Genomic DNA, 17839 nt, shown 5'->3' on the forward strand with positions numbered 1-17839 from the left:
GGCCAGGCGCTAGGCGCCAAACGAAGCTGGGGTGCGGCCCCAGCGAGGCTTGGCAACGCCGCGGATGGCCCTTGGGCATCGCAACCCGAAGGGAAGGTTTGCCGCACCACGCCACTCGTCGTTGCATTCCTAGCCAAGGCCCCGGCCTTGGCGTCCTCACGCGTCTAGATTGGCGTGGCGCGGCAAGCCTTCGCACTGGCAAAAATAGTGTGAACAGGCCCTAGCAGGCGCCCTGGCCCGCTGCCGCCTACTCGATGTTCAGGCGCTGCGCGGTCTTGTTCGCCAGCTTGGGCAGCGTGAGCGTCAACACGCCGTTGTCGTACTTGGCCTTGGCCTGCGCGGCATCCACATCGGCGGGCAGCTGGAAGCTGCGGGCCACAGACCCGTAGTAGCGCTCCGAACGCAGCACCTTCTCGCCTTCGCGCTTTTCGTCGTGCTGGCGCACCTCGGCGCGCAGGCTCACCACGTTGCCTTCCAGCGAGACATGGATGTCCTCCTTGGCCACGCCGGGCACCTCGGCCAGTACGGTGTAGGCCCCGTCGGTTTCCTTCACGTCCACCTTGATCTGCCCGGGGCTGGGCAGGCTGTCGCCATGCAGCGGGCGCACGTAAAAGCCGGGGGCAATGTCCTTGAAGAAGTCATCAAACAGACTGCCGCGTGTCACGAGAGAGTTCATGGTCTGGCTCCTTGAAAACGGTGTGAACAACAACAACCGGGCTCCCGCAGGGCTCGCACCGAAGCCCTGCGAAAGGACTGCTCAGGATCCTTGCCAAAAGGCCCTGAACACTCTCCAAGATAGGCGCGGCCGCGCGCGCCCTCAAGGGCGTTGGAACACATGGTTGACCTTCGTCAAACGCGGGCCTGCTGCGCCTCCTCCCGCCCCTTCCAGCCGCTGGCGGCCACAATGCAAGCCATGCTCGCATTGCTTCGCACCTTCTCCTGGCAGGACTTGCGCCACCACCCCTGGCGCAGCGCGGCGGCCGTCGTGGCGGTGATGCTGGGCGTGGCGCTGGCGTTTGGGGTGCATGTGATCAACGCCTCGGCGCTGGACGAGTTTTCGCAGGCCGTGCGCGCGGTCAACGGGCAGCCCGACCTGGAACTGCGCGCCATGCGCGGCCACCTGCCCGAGTCGCTGTACGGGCCGCTGGCCACGCACCCGCAGGTGGCGCGCGCCAGTCCGGTGCTGGAGCTTTCAGCCATCGCGCGGGCGGCGCCGACAGAACCGCACGGCCCGTCGCCTTCGGCCGCCGCAGGCACGCAGCTGCGCATCGTCGGCGCAGACGCGCTGCTGCTGCCCGCCATCGCGCCCGCGCTCATGCCGCGCCCCTGGGTGGGCGCCGATCGCATGGCCCTTTTTGCGCCCGCCACCATCTTCCTCAACACCGCCGCACTGCAGGCCCTGGGCCTGCCGGCCGAGCCGCCCGCATCCTCCACCACGACCGCGCCGCAGTTGGTGCTGCAGGAGGGGCTGGCGCAATACACGGTGCTGGTGGCCGGCACCGTGGCGGCCGGCGGCGCACCGCTGGCGGTGATGGACATTGGCGCCGCGCAAGACCTGTTCGGCCGAAGAGGGCAATTGAGCCGCATCGACCTGCAACTGCAGCCCGGCACCAACCGCAGCGCGTGGCAACAGGCCGTGCGCGCCCTGCCCGGCTGGCCTGCCAACGCCGTGTTCGCGCAGCCGGGCGACGCGGCCCAGCGCATCAGCAACCTCTCGCGCGCCTACCGGGTCAACCTCACGGTGCTGGCGCTGGTAGCCCTGTTCACCGGTGCGTTCCTGGTGTTCTCGGTGCTCGCACTCAGCGTGGCGCAGCGCGGGCCGCAGTTTGCGCTGCTGGCCGTGCTGGGCGCCACGCCGCGCCAGCGCCTGGCCCTGGTGCTGGCCGAATCCGCCTTGCTGGGCCTGGGGGGCAGCGCCGCCGGCATCGCGCTGGGCACCGCCCTGGCCGCCGCCGCGCTGCGGCTGCTGGGGGGCGACCTGGGCGGCGGCTACTTTGCCGGCGTGCAGCCCGCGCTGCAGTGGAGCCTGCCTGCCGCTTTGCTCTACGGCGCTTTGGGCGTGGCCGCCGCGCTGGCAGGCGGCTGGTGGCCCGCACGCGCCGCGCAAAGCCTGCCCCCAGCCCAGACCCTCAAGGGCCTGGGCACCGTGGCAACCACCAGCGGCCGCAATCGCATCGGTATTGTTTTGATAGCGCTTGGCGCTTTATTGACAGGCGCTCCGCCGGTTTTTGGCATACCCCTGGCCGCGTACGTGGCCATCGGCCTGCTGCTGGTGGGCGGAATCGCCGTGCTGCCCTGGGGCATGGCCTGGGCGCTGCGGCACCTGCAGCCGCTGGCCGCGCGGCGCCTGCTGGCGTTGCTGGCGCTGGAACGCGCGCGCCGCATGCGCGGCAGCGCCGCCATTGCCGTGGGTGGCGTGGTGGCCAGCCTCGCGCTGGCGGTGGCGCTGACGGTGATGGTGTCGAGTTTTCGCGGGTCGGTGATGCAGTGGCTGGACGCGGTGCTGCCCTCGCCCCTGTACGTGCGGTCGGCCCTGGGCACACCCGGCAGCGACGCTGCCCTGCTGCCCGCCGGCCTCGCCGAGGCCGTGGCCCAGCTGCCCGAAGTGGAACGCGTGCAGCCCCTGCGCGCCAGCCCGCTGCAGCTGGAGCCCACCTTGCCCGCACTCACCGTGCTGAGCCGCCCGCTCGGCGCCGACCCTGCGCAGAGCCTGCCCCTGGTGGGCGAAGCCCTGTCCGTTCCCCCCGGCCGCACCGGGGTGTATGTGAGCGAGGCCGTGGTGGACCTGTACGGTCTGCGGCCCGGCATGGAGTGGCCCGCACTTTCCAAGGCTTTTAGCCCTGCAGCGCCGGATGGACAAGCGCCACCAGCTATCTTTTACATAGCAGGCGTGTGGCGCGACTACGCACGGCAGACCGGCGCCGTGGTGATGGACCGCGCCGTGTGGCTGCGCCTGACGGGCGACGCCCGCACCAGCGACCTGGCCTTGTGGCCGCGCGAAGGCGCCGACGTGGCGCAGCTGCAGGCCGCCATCCGCGCGCTGGCACGCACGCACGCGGGCAGCGCCGCGCCCACGGCAGGGGCGGCGTCGTCAGAGTCCGCAGCCGATCATGCGCTGGTGGAGTTCGCGTCGGCCAGCACGATCCGCGAACGCTCGCTGCGCATCTTTGACCGCAGCTTCGCCGTCACCTATTGGCTTCAGGCCGTCGCCATCGGCATCGGCCTGTTCGGCGTGGCCGCCAGCTTCAGCGCACAGATCCTCGCCCGCCGCAAGGAGTTCGGCCTGCTCGCCCACCTGGGCCTCACGCGGCGCCAGATCCTGGCCGTGGTGGCGGGCGAAGGGGCTGCGTGGACGGGCGTGGGCGCGGCGGCAGGGCTGCTGCTGGGGCTGGCGGTGTCGGTGGTGCTGGTGCACGTGGTCAACCCGCAGAGCTTTCACTGGACGATGGACTTACGCGTGCCGGTGGAGCGGCTGGCGGCGTTGGCTGCGGCGGTGGTGGTGGCGGGGACGGTCACCGCTTGGCTGGCGGGGCGGGCGGCTGCGGGGAGGGATGCGGTGATGGCGGTGAAGGAGGATTGGTAGAGCGGTGCCGGAATGCAAAGCATGAACCGCGGCGTGTAAGGGCTCCGCGAACAGCCCCCTGCAACAAGTTGCGTGAATACCAAAAACTCACACTTCGGTTTCGACACCAGAAAGATTGCAAGCAATTGTTGCATACTTGCAAAAAAGGAGAAATCAATGAGCCACGCAACACCCCCGAGCTACTTGAAGTCTGCGATAAAACAGATTTATAGAGACGACGATGACTTCATTTTAATTGGTTTGACTGGGCGAACCGGAAGCGGATGTAGCACGGTTGCATCAATACTCCAGCACCCCAAAGAAGATATAAAACACTCCCTATTCATAGGCCAAAACCCCGCCAGTAGTGAAGCACGAAAAGAACGAATAATATTAAAATTTTTCGAATTCGACTGGCACCCCTTCTTGCTCATCCAGGTAAGATCCATAATTACCACATTCCTTCTTGAAAGATCATCCAACGAGGCCGTAGATTATCTTAATGATATTATTACAGAAGAAAAAAGAGAAGCAGTCACAACTGTATTAGACGAAATTCGCATTACTCAAGAAAAACACATTAGCGCATCACAATTTTACTCCATAGATCTGCCACAAGGAGCCGAGCGCTTAAAGAATATCTTGGGCGAAAACAACTTCGTTCGCGTATATCAAAAAATCGGAAAAAACATAAGAGTTTCCGGAAGTGCTTTCTCAGAAGAATTAGCATCTGGTAAATTTTTCTCGCTTGCGGAAAAAATTCAAAATGCAATCGAAGAAATTCACCAAGAACAAAAATCCAGAAGCCAACGCACATTCATAGTAATAGATACACTGCGCAATCCGTTAGAAGCATTATTTTTTCAGGACAGATACTCCTCCTTTTACCTCTTGGCGGTATCTACCCCTGAAGAAGATCGGCAACGACGCTTAAGAAAACTCAACTATTCCGAAAATGAAATAAAACAACTGGATGAGACAGAATACACTTCAAGAGACATCAATGACGAGCGTTTTTATTCCGTTCAAGACATTCAAGGCTGCTTGCAAAGGGCGGACATTTACGTAAGCAATCCCGACGTCGTTGATGAGGTCTCTAAGTACGCATCCTTGTCGAACCAGCTGATTCGGTTTGTCAGTCTTATCCGTAGACCAGGAATTGTCACCCCGACCGCCATTGAGCGATGCATGCAAGTCGCGCACACTGCAAAGTTAAATTCAGGATGTATTTCCCGTCAAGTAGGCGCTGCCGTAACCGATCAAGGTTTTGGAGTTCGAGCGATTGGCTGGAATGATGTGCCCCGGGGGCAGATACCTTGCAATCTAAGATCAAGAACGGAACTTCTGGCAGGAACGTCGAACTCTGCATATAGCGATTTTGAACGTTCAGACAACGAGTATCTTGGGAAATTCCGAACAAAAAGCAGCGCATTTCGTGTAATTTTAACAAATGGCCGGAATGACGCTTACTGTTTCAAATCCGATTACAACGAATTCAAAGATGAAAAAAATCAGGTTCACACTCGATCGTTGCACGCTGAGGAGAATGCGTTTCTACAGTTGACCATGAGTGGCGCAAGCATCTCCAAGGGAGCCAAACTATTCACTACAGCAAGTCCATGCGAACTCTGCTCTAAAAAAGCTTACCAACTAGGCATAGAAACAATCATCTATATTGACCCATACCCCGGAATCGCAGTGGACCACGTACTTGGTATTGGAGCTATCCGGCCCACCCTTGAGCTTTTTTCCGGAGCGATTGGCCGAGCCTTTCACAAGCTTTATACGCCGGTCGTAGCTTATAAAGACGAACTCAACGCAATGGTTGGATATGAAATTCCCAAAATGACCGCAGATAAACCCGCGGCGACATCTCAAAGAACTGATTCATAGCAGTCAACTGCTCTGTGAGACTACTTAGCAAATGAATAGCTCTTGGCTCCCCTCCGCCATCGCCCGCATCGAAGCCGACTACCAGCGCAGTGCCGACACGCACCTGATCCCCCTGCGCCTGCCCGCCTTCGCGGCCCACGGCATCGACCTGTACCTCAAGGACGAATCCACGCACCCCACCGGCAGCCTCAAGCACCGGCTGGCGCGCTCGCTGTTTCTCTACGCGCTGTGCAATGGCTGGGTGCATGAGGGCTCGACCATCGTCGAATCCTCCAGTGGCTCCACGGCGGTGAGCGAGGCTTACTTTGCGCGGCTGCTGGGCCTGCCGTTTGTGGCCGTGATGCCGCGCAGCACCTCGCCCGAGAAGGTGGCGCAGATCGAGTTCCATGGCGGGCGTTGCCACTTTGTGGACAGCGCGGGCGATGTGTACGACGCGGCCCGCGCCATTGCGGCCGAGACCGGCGGCCACTACATGGACCAGTTCACCTACGCCGAGCGCGCGACCGACTGGCGCGGCAACAACAACATTGCCGAGAGCATGTTCACGCAAATGCAGCGCGAGCCGCACCCTGTCCCACGCTGGATCGTGGTGGGCGCGGGCACGGGCGGCACCAGCGCCACGATTGGCCGCTATGTGCGCTACCAGCGGCATGCCACGCAGGTGTGCGTGGCCGACCCGGCGGGTTCGGTGTTCAGCGCGTACCACCGCACGGGCGATGCGACGCTGACGGCGCCGGGTTCACGCATCGAGGGCATCGGGCGCCCGCGCGTGGAGCCCAGCTTTATCCGCACGCTGGTGGACCGCATGGTGGATGTGCCCGACGTGGAGTCCATTGCCGCCATGCGTGCGCTGTCTGCACTGCTGGGGCGGCGCGTGGGGCCGTCCACGGGCACCAACTTCGTGGCCATGTTGGCCCTGGCGTGCGAGATGCGCGAGCGGGGTGAGCGTGGCTCCATCCTGTCGCTGCTGTGCGATGCGGGTGAGCGCTATCTGCCCACGTATTTCAATGCCGACTGGGTGGCGCGGTGCTTTGGCGACTGCACGGCCGCGCAGCAGAAGATCGACGCGCTGATCCGGTCTGCGGATCGCTGACCCGAAGTTCCCACAGCCCTGTATCGCCTTCATCACCGGCAGCACCCACCCAGCCATGCCCGCCGACCATCCCGCCTGTACCCGCCGCCAATGGCTGGCTGCCCACCTGCCTGCGGGCCTGGCGCTGGCGGGGATTGGCACGGGCGCGGCGCTGCCCCTGGCGGCCTACGCGCTGCCGGAGCGCACTTTGGTGTTCCCGAGCGACCACGGCAGCCACCCCGAGCTGCGCACCGAGTGGTGGTACATCACCGGCCACGCGCGGGCGGCGGGCCGGCCGTGGGGCTTTCAGGTGACATTTTTCCGCTCGCGCGTGGATGCCACGCAGGGGCTGCAGTCGGCCTTTGCAGCCAAGCAACTGGTGTTTGCCCACGCGGCGGTGACGGACGTGCAAGGCCGGGCGCTGCTGCATGACCAGCGCATCGCGCGCGCCGGCTTTGGTGTGGCAGAGGCCAGCACGCAGGACACCAACGTGCGCCTGCAGGACTGGACGCTTGTGCGGTCGGACTTTCCACCACGCACGGACGACGTGCCGTCGGGCTCGGGCAGCCGTTACCGCGCCCACATTGCGGGCGGCGAGTTTGCGCTGGACCTGGCTTTTGACACCACGCAGCCCGTGCTGCTGCAGGGCGCGCAGGGCCTGTCGCGCAAGGGGCCCGAGGCATCGCAGGCCAGTTATTACTACAGCCAGCCGCAGCTGGCGGTGAGCGGCACGCTGACGGTGGGCGGGCGCCGCATGGACGTCACACCCGGCACCGGCCGCGCGTGGATGGACCACGAGTGGAGCGAGGCGCTGATGCACCCCGAGGCCCAGGGCTGGGACTGGATCGGCATGAACCTGCACGATGGCAGCGCGCTGACCGCCTTTCGCTTGCGGCGTGCGGACGGGTCGGCGCTGTGGGCGGGCGGTTCGCTGCGCGCGGCGGGGCAGCCCACGCGGGTGTTTGGCCCGCACGAAGTGGCCTTCAGCCCCGAGCGCTTCTGGACCAGCCCACACAGCGGCGCGCGCTACCCGGTGCAGTGGCGCATCGATACGCCCGCTGGGCGCTTTACCGTGCAAGCGGTGCTGGACGCCCAGGAGCTGGACAGCCAGGGCTCGACCGGTGCCATTTACTGGGAGGGCCTGAGCGACCTGCGCGGCTCCAGCGGCCAGGTGGTGGGCCGGGGCTACCTTGAAATGACGGGGTATGCGCGGGCGCTGCGGCTGGGGTGAGCACTGTGACGCCCCAGCGATCCAGCCGCTCCTCTTTTGATAGCTGGTAGCGCTCAAAAATAAAGGGTTTCCGGCCATTTTTACCTGAAACCCTTATGCATCAAGCGCAAACCGCTATTCTTTTGGAAGCATTCCTTCGCTGATGCTAGCCCCGGCTGGCTCGGCGGCGGTCCAGCCAGGCAATGATCTCGCCCATGATGCCGCGGCGGAAGGACAGCACGCAGATCACGAAGATGAGGCCTGTGACCATGGTGACGGATTCGCCCAGGGTCTTGAACCACTCCACGCTGGTCAGCGCCGCCAGCAGGTTGCCGAACTCGCCGATCTTGTTCTCCAGCAGCACCACCACGGCCGATCCAATGAGCGGGCCGGACAGCGTGCCCAGGCCGCCCACCAGCGTCATCAGGATGACCTGGCCCGAAGCCGTCCAGTGCACATCGGACAGCGTGGCAAAGCCCAGCACCACGGTCTTGAGCGAGCCCGCCAAGCCTGCGATGGCGGCCGAGATGACAAACGCCAGCAGCTTGAAGTGCTGCACGTCGTAGCCCAGGGAGATGGCGCGGGGTTCGTTCTCCTTGATGCCCTTGAGCACCTGGCCGAACGGCGAGTGGATGGTGCGCACGATGAGCAGGAACGCCGCCACCACGATGACCAGTGCCACGTAGTACATCGCCAGATCGTTCCTGAGATCCAGCACGCCAAACAGCTTGCCGCGCGGCACGCCCTGCAGGCCGTCCTCGCCGCCGGTGAAGGGCGCCTGCAGACACACGAAGAACAGCATCTGTGCCAGCGCCAGCGTGATCATGGAGAAGTAGATGCCCTGGCGGCGGATGGCGAGCCAGCCAAACAGCAGGCCCAGCAGCGCACCGCCGCCCGTGCCCAGCAGCAGCCCCACCTCGGGCGTGAGGCCCCACACCTTGATGGCATGGCCCGTAAAGTAGGCGGCACCGCCCAGAAACGCCGCGTGGCCGAACGACAGCAAGCCCGTGAAGCCCAGCAGCAGGTTGAAGGCTGAAGCAAACAGTGCAAAGCACATGAGCTTCATCATGAAGATGGGATAGGCGCCAAGAAAGGGCGCAACCAACAGGCCCAGAAGCAGGAGCGCGTATCCGATGGGAGCAATGTTCTTGAAGTTCATGCTGGTTGCCCCTCTTTACTTCTCTTTGCCGAACAGGCCGGCGGGGCGGATGAGGAGAACGATGACCATGATGACGAACACCACGGTGGACGATGCTTCGGGATAGAACACCTTGGTGAAGCCTTCGATGACGCCCAGGCCCAGCCCGGTGAGGATGGAGCCCATGATGGAGCCCATGCCGCCAATCACCACCACGGCAAACACCACGATGATGAGGTTCTGCCCCATGAGCGGCGTGACCTGGTATACCGGCGCCGCCAGCACGCCGGCAAAGGCGGCCAGCGCGGCGCCAAAGGCGTAGGTCAGCGTCACCATCACCGGCACGTTGATGCCGAAGGCCTCGACCAGGCGCGGGTTCTCGGTGCCAGCGCGCAGGTAGGCGCCGAGCTTGGTTTTCTCGATCACGTACCAGGTGGCCAGGCACACGACGATGGAGGCCACCACGACCCAGGCGCGGTAGTTGGGCAGGATCATGAAGCCGAGGTTGGTGGCGCCCTCCAGCAACTCGGGCGTGTCGTAGCCCAGGCCCGACACACCGTAGATGGAGCGGAACACGCCTTCAATCAGCAGCGTGAGGCCCAGCGTGAGCAGCAGGCCGTAAAGGTGGTCGAGCTTGTAGATCCAGCGCAGCAGCAGGCGCTCGATGAGCACCCCGAACAGCCCCACCATCAACGGCGCCAGCACCAGCATCAGCCAGTAGTTGATGCCGAAGTAGTTCATGGCCATCCAGGTGATCAGGGCGCCGGTCATGAACAGCGCGCCGTGCGCAAAGTTGATGACGTTGAGCAGGCCGAAGATCACGGCCAGCCCCAGGCTGAGGATTGCGTAGAACGATCCGTTGACCAGCCCCAGCAGGAGCTGGCTCAACAGGCCGGGCAATGAGACACCGAAGATTTCCATGGGCGGGCGCAGCGGGTGCAAAGAGAGAACGAGAGAAGGGCGCGGGCCAGAGAGGGAGCGCAGCGCCGGCACGCGCGGTGACGGGCGGTGCAGAGGTACCGCTCGCCAGCCCTGCGCATGCAACGCACAGAGCTGGCGGGCCGGGTGTCAGCCCGCCCCTCAGGAGAGACCATCCATCACTTCCAGAGCGCGCACTTGCTCTCGGCCTTGGTGGTGAATACCTGGTCACCGGGCAGCTTCTTGACCAGCTTGTAGTAGTCCCAGGGCTTGGTGGATTCCGAGGGCTTCTTCACCTCCATCAGGTACATGTCATGCACGTAGCGGCCGTCAGGACGCAGCTGGCCCGAGCCGAAGAAGTCGTTCATCTTCATGCCGCGCCAAGCGGCCATGACCTTGTCGGCGTCCACCGTCTTGGCGGCGTCCACGGCCTTGAGGTAGTTCATGGTGGCGGAGTAGTCGGCCGCCTGGATTTCGGTGGGCATGCGCTTGGTCTTCTCGAAGAACTTCGCCGCAAACTTGCGTGTTTCGTCGTTCAGGTCCCAGTACCAGCTGGTCGTGAATTGCAGGCCTTCGGTGTTGCGCAGACCCAGGCTGTGCACATCGGAGATGAAGATCAGCAGGCCGGCCAGCTTCATGCTCTTGCCGATGCCGAACTCCTTGGCCGCCTTGATGGAGTTGATGGTGTCGCCCCCGGCATTGGCCAGGCCCAGGATCTGGGCCTTGGAGTTCTGAGCCTGCAGCAGGAAGGAAGAAAAGTCTGAAGCGTTGAGCGGGTGGCGCACCCCTCCCACCACCGTGCCGCCCTTGGCCTTGACCACGGCGGTGGTGTCGGCCTCCAGCGCGTGACCGAAGGCGTAGTCGGCCGTGAGGAAGTACCAGCTCTTGCCACCCGTGTCCACAATGGCCGAGCCGGTGCCCTTGGCGAGGGCCACAGTGTCGTAGGCGTAGTGCACGGTGTAGGGCGTGCACTGGTCGTTGGTCAGCGCGGAACTTGCCGCACCGTTGTTGATGTACACCCGCTTCTTCTCGGCAGCCACCTTGGCGGACGCCAGTGCGGTGCCGGAATTGGTGCCGCCGAACAGCATGGTCAGCCCCTGGGTGTCGATCCACTCGCGCGCCTTGGATGCGGCGATGTCGGCCTTGTTCTGGTGGTCGGCCGTGAGCAGTTCGATGGGCATGCCCAGCACCTTGCCGCCGAAGTCGTCAATCGCCATCTGGATGGCCACCGCGCCGTTTTTGCCTTCCACGTCGGCATAAAGGCTCGACATGTCGGTGATGAAGCCGATCTTGACCTTGTCCTGGGCCTGCGCGGCCGAGGTGGCCAGGCCTGCGGCACCCAGCATCAATGCCAACACTTTGAGTTGTTTCTTCATGGGTTTGTCTCCTGGTGGTGCGGTGGAAGAAAGCGATGGGAAATGGGAGCGAAGAAGCGGGTGGCGTGCGGCCTGCAGCGTGGGGCGTCCTCACACGCCCAGCAGCTCGTTGAGCACGGGCATCTTGTCGTTCAGTTCATCGGAGCCGAACTTCTCGACGATGCGGCCGTGCTCCATCACGTAGAAGCGGTCGGCCAGCGGCGCGGCAAAGCGGAAGTTCTGCTCCACCATCACGACGGTGTAGCCCTTCTCGCGCAGCGTGGTGATCATGCGGGCCAGGGCCTGCACGATGACGGGAGCCAAGCCTTCGGAGATCTCGTCCAGCAGCAGCAGCTTGGCGCCCGTGCGCAGGATGCGGGCGACGGCCAGCATCTGCTGCTCGCCGCCCGACAGGCGCGTGCCCTGGCTGTTCTTGCGCTCAGCCAGGTTGGGGAACATGGCGTAGATCTCCTGCACCGACATGCCGGGCGTGCCGGTCTTGAGTGCTGGGGGCAGCAGCAGGTTCTCTTCGCACGACAGGCTGGAAAAGATGCCCCGCTCTTCCGGGCAATAGCCCACACCCAGGTGCGCAATGCGGTGCGTCGGCATGTTCACCGTCTCCACGCCGTGGATCTTGACCGAGCCCTTGCGCGCGCCCGTCAGGCCCATGATGGCGCGCATGGTGGTCGTGCGGCCCGCGCCGTTGCGACCCAGCAGGGTCACGACCTCGCCGGGCTGCACGACGATGTCCACGCCATGCAGCACATGCGACTCGCCGTACCAGGCTTCAAGGTTCTTGATTTCCAGCGCAGGCACGCCGGTCTTGATTGGGGTACTTGCCATTTCAGATATCCATTGCGCCGCAAGCTGTCCGCCGCGACAGGCGCGATCGAAGCCAGAGCCCCCGCGCAAGGGCCGCCCCGCCGCGCTGGGGGCGTCCCCCTCCCAGATTGCGAAGCAATATGAGAGAGGGGGAAGGCGCGAAGCGACTCAGGGGGAGCTTCATCTAATGCGCTCCCTGCAACTGGCCGTCGGTGGTGCCCATGTAAGCTTCCATCACCTGCGGGTTGTTCGAGACTTCTTCGTACGGCCCCTCGGCCAGCACGGCGCCGCGCTGCAGCACGGTGATGCAGTCGGCAATCGTGGAGACGACCTTCATGTTGTGCTCCACCATCAGGATGGTGCGGCCGGCCGATACCTTCTTGATGAGCTGGGTGACGCGTTCCACGTCCTCATGGCCCATGCCCTGCGTGGGCTCGTCCAGCAGCATCAGCTCGGGTTCCATGGCCAGGGTGGTGGCTATCTCCAGTGCGCGCTTGCGGCCATAAGGCAGGTTCACGGTCACCTCATCGGCCAAGTCCTCCAATCCCACTTCGGTCAGCAGCTGCATGGCACGGTCGTCCAGTTGGCTCAAGGTGCGCTCGCTGCGCCAGAAGTGGAACGAGGTGCCCAGCTTGCGCTGCAGGCCCAGCCGCACGTTCTCCAGCAGCGTAAGGTGCGGGAACACCGCCGAGATCTGGAACGAGCGGATGACACCGCGGCGCGCGATCTGCGCGGGCTGTTCGCGGGTGATGTCGTGCCCGTTGAAGCGAATCACGCCCGACGTGGGCGTGAGGAACTTGGTGAGCAAGTTGAAGCAGGTGGTTTTGCCTGCGCCGTTGGGGCCGATCAACGCGTGGATCGAGCCACGGCGCACGGCCAGGTTCACGTCGCTGACGGCGGTGAAGCCCTTGAACTCTTTGGTCAGGCTGTGGGTTTCGAGAATGACGTCGCTCATTGCGCCTTGGCCGCTCCGCGTAGGAACTAAGGGGGAAGAGCCTTGCCTGCAAGGTCTCCGAGAGGTGTCGAGTGCCGGATCTCTGTGCATGGTATGCCCCTCTACCCGCCAGTAGATACTGGTAGTAATGCCTATGTAGAACTTCATAGGGTCTAACCGCAGGGGGGTCTGACGGCCCCCAGAAACCGGCTGCAGGGCGCTTCAGACCGTGGTTTCGGGCGCCGCGCCCCGCCACCGGTCGGGGCTTCAACGGCGTGCGCGGGCGTGCGCTCACTGGCTTTTTCTTACATATCGGCGTCGCCCAGGCGACTGCTTGGTGTACCGCTGCCGAAATTGACACGGCCTGGCCCTGCGGCGCTGCGGTTCCCGCGCAATGCGCACGAGGCGCTGCATGGCAGCAGCCCGGCCCCTACACTGGCTGGATGGCATCCACCTCCACCACCGCGCCTTCATCGTCCACGTCGCCGCCCTCCCCTGCACGCACCACCGTGGGTGCTGCGGCACGTGGTGCGCCGCGCTCCCTGTCAGGCTTACTTCCGTTCCTGCGTCCTTACCGGGGGCGCATTGCGGCGGCGGTGGTGTTTCTGGTGCTGGCGGCGCTGGCCACGCTGGCGTTTCCGTTGGCGCTGCGCAATCTGGTGGACGCGGGGCTCGTCAACACCGACAAAGGCGCGCAAACGATGGCGCTGCGCGATCACTTCGAGGCGCTCTTTGCGGTAGCCGTCGCGCTGGGCGTGTTCTCTGCCGCGCGCTTTTACATGGTGAGCTGGCTGGGCGAGCGGGTGACGGCCGACCTGCGCAACGCGGTCTACAGCCACGTGCTGCGGCAAAGCCCGCAGTTCTTTGAAACCACCCAGACGGGGGAAGTGCTGTCGCGCCTGACGGCCGACACCACGCTGGTGCAGACCGTGGTGGGCTCATCCTTGTCGATGGGCCTGCGCAACGCAGTGATGGGCGTGGGCGCGCTGGCCATGCTGGTGTGGACCAATCCGTATGTGATGTCGGTGGTGTTTGCGGCCGTCGTGCTGGTGGTGCTGCCGACCCTGTGGATCGGCCGCCGCGTGCGCCGCCTCTCGCGCGACAGCCAGGACCGCGTGGCCGACTCCAGCGCCATCGCGGCCGAGGTGCTCAATGCCGTGCCGGTGGTGCAGAGCTACACGGCCGAGCCGCGCGAGGCGAACCGGTTCCAGCAGGCCACCGAGAACGCCTTCCAGGTCGCCATCAAGCGCAGCCGCGCCCGCGCCCTGCTGGTGGCCTTCATCATCATTGCCAACGCCGCGCTGCTGCTGTGGGGCCTGTACCGCGGCACCGGCGCCGTGCTGGCGGGCAAGATGACTGCCGGGCATCTGGGCCAGACGGTGGTCTACGTGATCCTGCTCGCCGGGGCAGTGGCCGTACTGGGCGAGGTCTATGGCGACCTGCTGCGCGCCGCGGGGGCCACCGAACGCCTGATGGAACTGCTGTCCAGCCGCTCGCCCGTGACGGATCCCGCCGCACCGAAAACACTGCCGCTGTCGGGACAGGGCCTGGCGGTCGAGTTCGACCAGCTGCGCTTCCACTACCCCTCGCGCCCCGACCAGCCCGCGTTGCAAGGCTTCTCGCTGCGGCTTGCGCCGGGCGAGACCGTGGCACTCGTGGGCGCCAGCGGTGCGGGCAAGACCACCGTGTTCCAGTTGCTGCAGCGGTTCTACGACGTGGACAGCGGTCTTGACGGAAGCCCGGCCGGCCACGTCCGGCTCAACGGGGTGGACATCCGCGACCTGCCGCTGGCCACCCTGCGCGCCCACATCGGCACCGTGCCGCAAGACGCGGTGATCTTCTCGGCATCGGCCATGGACAACATCCGCTACGGGCGCCCCGACGCCACGGATGAGGAGGTGATCGGTGCCGCACGCGCTGCGTTCGCGCACGACTTCCTGACGGCGCTGCCCGAGGGCTATGCCACCTTCCTGGGCGAGCGGGGCGTGCGCCTGTCGGGCGGCCAGCGCCAGCGCATCGCGATCGCCCGGGCCATGCTCAAGAATCCACCCTTGCTGCTGCTCGACGAGGCTACCAGCGCCCTCGACGCCGAGAGCGAGCGCATGGTGCAGGCGGCACTGGACACCGCCATGCAGCGCCACACGGGCCGCCGAACCACGCTGGTCATTGCACACCGGCTGGCCACCGTGCAGAACGCGGACCGCATCGTGGTGCTGGACCATGGGCGCATCGTCGAAGAAGGGACCCATGGCGCCTTGCTGGCCCAGGGCGGGGTGTATGCGCGGCTGGCGGCGCTGCAGTTCGCAGCGTGAGCTTTTGAGCTTTTGAGCTTTTGAGCTTTTGAGCTTTTGAGCTTTTGAGCTTTTGAGCTTTTGAGCTTTTGAGCTTTTGAACAGGTTGCTATACAAGTAATAGCTATTGGCACCCGATAAACAAGCGCCAGAGGCATTTTTAGTGATCAATCCAGGACGCAACCGATTCCGGAGTGAGGGGTAGCTGCACTCCCTGCGAGCATGCAGGCCTGCATCGGGGCGCCGCACCCCCTGCGCTGACCTGTTACTGCAAGGTCTCTTTGGCCGCAGGTGGCAGGGGCAATGGCATCACGGCGATGCCCTCCTCCAGCAACTGCATTGCCTCGTCCGGCGTAGCCTGGCCCCGGATCGCGCGCTCCTGCACTTCACCATGGTGCATGCGCCGCGCCTCTTGTGCGAAACGGGAGCCCACGTCTTCTGTCTGGGCCACGATCTTGCGCGCCAGTTCCAGCCAGGCGGCCTGCAATGCCGGGGGAAGCATGCCCGCCTCGACGGCGCTGCCCTGGCTCTGCGGCTGGCGCTGGGCCAACGCTCCGCCCGGACCAGCGGCTGGCGCGCCTGCGGGCGCACTGGCGCCCAGGTTCAGGCGGGGTGCGCTCAGGCGCTTTTCGATGTGGCTGTCCGCGCACATGGGGCATTGCACGAGCCCCCGCTCCCGCTGGCTCTGAAAATCATCTTCCGAACCGAACCACCCCTCAAAGATGTGGCCGTGCCGGCACTGCAGATCAAGCACCTTCATGGCAGCAATTTTCACGCATCACACGATGGAAAGGGGGAGCCGCGCCACGCCCGGATCAGCCGTGGCGGCGCAGCAGGTAGCGGTAGACAAAGCCGGGAAACGCCAGTGTGAGAAACAACGTGCCCGTGATGGCATAGAACTCCCAGCCCTGGGGTGCAATCTGGCCTGCACGGCGCTCAAGCAGCAGCGCCAGTCCGCCCACCAGAAAGTACAGCAGCACCAGTTCGACCAACCGTCCTGGCAGCGGTTTGCGGGGCGATGCCAGCGGCCCTACCACCAGCCAGCGATGGTTGATGAAGGGTAGGTTCGCGGCTACCAGCGCCGCGACGATGACCAGCCAGACAGATCCGGTGAGAGACACGGTGCACCAACCAGAGCGACCTGGGCGCTCAGGTGGCCAGCGCGCGCACCACGGCGTCGGCGCACAGGGCCATGAGCCCGCCGGGCAGCAGGCCCAGCACCAGCAGCAGCGCACCGTTGAGGGTCAGGACCACGCGCACATCGGCAGGTGCCGAAACACTGGTGGCCGTCAGCGGCGCGTCGAAGTACATGACCTTGACGACGCGCAGGTAATAGAAGGCACCGATCAGCGACATGACCACGGCGAACACGGCCATGGCGATGTACAGGGTCTGGCCCGAAGCCACCAGCGCCTGCAGCACGGCCAGCTTGGCGTAGAAGCCCACCAGCGGGGGAATGCCTGCCATGGAGAACAGGCACACCGCCATGATGCCGGCATAGAGCGGACTGCGCTGGTTGAGGCCTGCAAAGTCCGAAATCTCTTCGCTCTCAAAACCTTCGCGGGCCAACAGCAGGATCACGCCAAACGCCGCCAGCGTGGTCAGCACATAGGTCACCACGTAGAACATGGAGGCGCTATAGGCATTCTCGACCGCGGTGGCATCCACGTTGCCGTTGATCACGCCCGACATCAGGCCGAGCAGCACGAACCCCATCTGCGAGATGGTGGAGTACGCCAGCATGCGCTTGAGGTTGGTCTGTGCAATGGCGGCCAGGTTGCCCACCAGCAGCGAGCCGATGGCCAGCACGGCCAGCATCTGCTGCCAGTCGATGGCCAGCGGCAGCAGGCCGTCCACCAGCAGGCGGATGGTGATGGCGAAGGCCGCCAGCTTGGGCGCTCCACCGATCATCAGCGTGACCGCCGTGGGAGCACCCTGGTACACGTCGGGAATCCACATGTGGAAGGGCACCACACCCAGCTTGAATGCCAGGCCGGCGACCACGAACACCAAGCCGAACACCAACACCTGGTGACGGATCTGGCCGGAATTGACGGCCTTGAACACCTGGCCGATATCGAGCGAGCCAGTGGCGCCGTAAATCATGGACAGGCCGTACAGCAGGAAGCCGCTGGCCATGGCGCCGAGCACGAAGTACTTCATGGCCGCTTCGGTGGCCGTGGCGTTGTCGCGGCGCAGGGCCACGAGCGCATAGCTCGACAGGGTCAGCAGTTCCAGGCCCAGGTAGATCACAAGGAAGTTGTTGCCTGAGATCATGATGAACATGCCCAGGAGCGCGAACATCGACAGCGTGAACATCTCGCCGCCGCGCATCATGGCGCGGTCAGCCGCGTAAGGGCGTGCATAGACCAGGGTGATCATCATGGCCACGGTGGCAAAGCACTTGAGCCAGTTGCCCATGGCATCGCTCACGACCATGTTGCCGAAGCCGTAGAAGGTGTTGCCGCTGCTGGCATACATGCCCTGCAGACCAGCCACCACGCCCAGAGTGAGCAGCGTCAGCACGTAGGTGCCGGTGCGGCGGGCGCTGTGCACGCCCAGGTCGACCAGCGCGATCACGCAGGCCATGGTCAACAGCACGATTTCAGGGTAAATCGCGAGCCAGCTGATGTTGTCAATCATC

General features: G+C 64.4%; 14 protein-coding genes. 5 read left to right on the forward strand and 9 right to left on the reverse strand.

The window, feature by feature from the left end:
• Positions 1 to 247: 247 nt before the first annotated feature.
• On the reverse strand, positions 248 to 676 hold the full coding sequence (locus tag MRY84_RS04455) for an Hsp20/alpha crystallin family protein (RefSeq protein ID WP_291504547.1): 429 nt from the start codon (positions 674 to 676) through the stop codon (positions 248 to 250).
• A gap of 228 nt (positions 677 to 904) precedes the next feature.
• On the opposite strand from MRY84_RS04455, the gene MRY84_RS04460 reads away from it, so the two are divergent.
• The 4 genes from MRY84_RS04460 (at position 905) to MRY84_RS04475 (ending at position 7758) form a co-directional block, all read left to right on the forward strand.
• Positions 905 to 3583, forward strand: a complete 2679-nt coding sequence (locus MRY84_RS04460) for an FtsX-like permease family protein (RefSeq protein WP_291504548.1) — start codon at positions 905 to 907, stop codon at positions 3581 to 3583.
• A gap of 72 nt (positions 3584 to 3655) precedes the next feature.
• Positions 3656 to 5455 (forward strand): hypothetical protein, encoded by a 1800-nt coding sequence (locus tag MRY84_RS04465; protein WP_291504549.1) that lies wholly within the window; start codon positions 3656 to 3658, stop codon positions 5453 to 5455.
• Positions 5456 to 5486: 31 nt separating this feature from the next.
• Entirely contained in the window at positions 5487 to 6548 is a 1062-nt protein-coding gene (locus tag MRY84_RS04470; protein WP_291504550.1) for a PLP-dependent cysteine synthase family protein, read from the forward strand.
• A 55-nt stretch (positions 6549 to 6603) separates the two neighbouring features.
• Positions 6604 to 7758: a carotenoid 1,2-hydratase gene (locus tag MRY84_RS04475; RefSeq protein ID WP_291504551.1), complete on the forward strand. Its 1155-nt coding sequence runs from the start codon at positions 6604 to 6606 to the stop codon at positions 7756 to 7758.
• A 145-nt stretch (positions 7759 to 7903) separates the two neighbouring features.
• Here MRY84_RS04475 and MRY84_RS04480 read toward each other — a convergent pair whose 3' ends face one another.
• From MRY84_RS04480 to MRY84_RS04500, 5 genes are all read right to left on the reverse strand, one after another.
• Positions 7904 to 8896 carry a branched-chain amino acid ABC transporter permease gene (locus tag MRY84_RS04480; protein ID WP_291504552.1) on the reverse strand — a complete coding sequence of 331 codons (993 nt, stop codon included), beginning with the start codon at positions 8894 to 8896 and terminating at the stop codon, positions 7904 to 7906.
• A 15-nt stretch (positions 8897 to 8911) separates the two neighbouring features.
• Positions 8912 to 9796, reverse strand: coding sequence for a branched-chain amino acid ABC transporter permease (locus tag MRY84_RS04485; RefSeq protein ID WP_291504553.1), 885 nt, complete (start codon positions 9794 to 9796; stop codon positions 8912 to 8914).
• Positions 9797 to 9972: 176 nt separating this feature from the next.
• Positions 9973 to 11169 carry an ABC transporter substrate-binding protein gene (locus MRY84_RS04490; protein WP_291504554.1) on the reverse strand — a complete coding sequence of 399 codons (1197 nt, stop codon included), beginning with the start codon at positions 11167 to 11169 and terminating at the stop codon, positions 9973 to 9975.
• 90 nt (positions 11170 to 11259) lie between these two features.
• On the reverse strand, positions 11260 to 11991 hold the full coding sequence (locus MRY84_RS04495) for an ABC transporter ATP-binding protein (RefSeq protein ID WP_291504555.1): 732 nt from the start codon (positions 11989 to 11991) through the stop codon (positions 11260 to 11262).
• 163 nt (positions 11992 to 12154) lie between these two features.
• Complete coding sequence (locus MRY84_RS04500; RefSeq protein WP_291504556.1) at positions 12155 to 12925, reverse strand: ABC transporter ATP-binding protein; 771 nt, start codon at positions 12923 to 12925, stop codon at positions 12155 to 12157.
• Between the two features lie 422 nt (positions 12926 to 13347).
• On the opposite strand from MRY84_RS04500, the gene MRY84_RS04505 reads away from it, so the two are divergent.
• Positions 13348 to 15216, forward strand: a complete 1869-nt coding sequence (locus tag MRY84_RS04505) for an ABC transporter transmembrane domain-containing protein (protein WP_291504557.1) — start codon at positions 13348 to 13350, stop codon at positions 15214 to 15216.
• Between the two features lie 244 nt (positions 15217 to 15460).
• On the opposite strand, the gene MRY84_RS04510 is transcribed toward MRY84_RS04505, so the two are convergent.
• Genes MRY84_RS04510 through nuoN form a run of 3 tightly spaced genes read right to left on the reverse strand, consistent with a single transcriptional unit; the run spans position 15461 to position 17838 of the window.
• Positions 15461 to 15955: a DUF1178 family protein gene (locus MRY84_RS04510; protein ID WP_291504558.1), complete on the reverse strand. Its 495-nt coding sequence runs from the start codon at positions 15953 to 15955 to the stop codon at positions 15461 to 15463.
• A gap of 55 nt (positions 15956 to 16010) precedes the next feature.
• Complete coding sequence (locus MRY84_RS04515) at positions 16011 to 16316, reverse strand: DUF2818 family protein (RefSeq protein WP_291504559.1); 306 nt, start codon at positions 16314 to 16316, stop codon at positions 16011 to 16013.
• 28 nt (positions 16317 to 16344) lie between these two features.
• Complete coding sequence (gene nuoN / locus MRY84_RS04520) at positions 16345 to 17838, reverse strand: NADH-quinone oxidoreductase subunit NuoN (protein WP_291504560.1); 1494 nt, start codon at positions 17836 to 17838, stop codon at positions 16345 to 16347.
• Between the last annotated feature and the right edge of the window lies 1 nt (position 17839).

This window comes from Acidovorax sp. (genome assembly GCF_022763525.1).
In the GTDB taxonomy this organism is placed as follows: domain Bacteria; phylum Pseudomonadota; class Gammaproteobacteria; order Burkholderiales; family Burkholderiaceae_C; genus Acidovorax.

Excerpts from the sequence above, each read along its gene's own strand:
- MRY84_RS04455 (WP_291504547.1), bottom strand. The coding sequence starts at position 676 with ATGAACTCTCTCGTGACACGCGGCAGTCTGTTTGATGACTTCTTCAAG.
- MRY84_RS04460 (WP_291504548.1), top strand. The coding sequence starts at position 905 with ATGCAAGCCATGCTCGCATTGCTTCGCACCTTCTCCTGGCAGGACTTG.
- MRY84_RS04470 (WP_291504550.1), top strand. The coding sequence starts at position 5,487 with ATGAATAGCTCTTGGCTCCCCTCCGCCATCGCCCGCATCGAAGCCGAC.
- MRY84_RS04475 (WP_291504551.1), top strand. The coding sequence starts at position 6,604 with ATGCCCGCCGACCATCCCGCCTGTACCCGCCGCCAATGGCTGGCTGCC.
- MRY84_RS04480 (WP_291504552.1), bottom strand. The coding sequence starts at position 8,896 with ATGAACTTCAAGAACATTGCTCCCATCGGATACGCGCTCCTGCTTCTG.
- MRY84_RS04485 (WP_291504553.1), bottom strand. The coding sequence starts at position 9,796 with ATGGAAATCTTCGGTGTCTCATTGCCCGGCCTGTTGAGCCAGCTCCTG.
- MRY84_RS04490 (WP_291504554.1), bottom strand. The coding sequence starts at position 11,169 with ATGAAGAAACAACTCAAAGTGTTGGCATTGATGCTGGGTGCCGCAGGC.
- MRY84_RS04495 (WP_291504555.1), bottom strand. The coding sequence starts at position 11,991 with ATGGCAAGTACCCCAATCAAGACCGGCGTGCCTGCGCTGGAAATCAAG.
- MRY84_RS04500 (WP_291504556.1), bottom strand. The coding sequence starts at position 12,925 with ATGAGCGACGTCATTCTCGAAACCCACAGCCTGACCAAAGAGTTCAAG.
- MRY84_RS04505 (WP_291504557.1), top strand. The coding sequence starts at position 13,348 with ATGGCATCCACCTCCACCACCGCGCCTTCATCGTCCACGTCGCCGCCC.
- MRY84_RS04510 (WP_291504558.1), bottom strand. The coding sequence starts at position 15,955 with ATGAAGGTGCTTGATCTGCAGTGCCGGCACGGCCACATCTTTGAGGGG.
- nuoN (WP_291504560.1), bottom strand. The coding sequence starts at position 17,838 with ATGATTGACAACATCAGCTGGCTCGCGATTTACCCTGAAATCGTGCTG.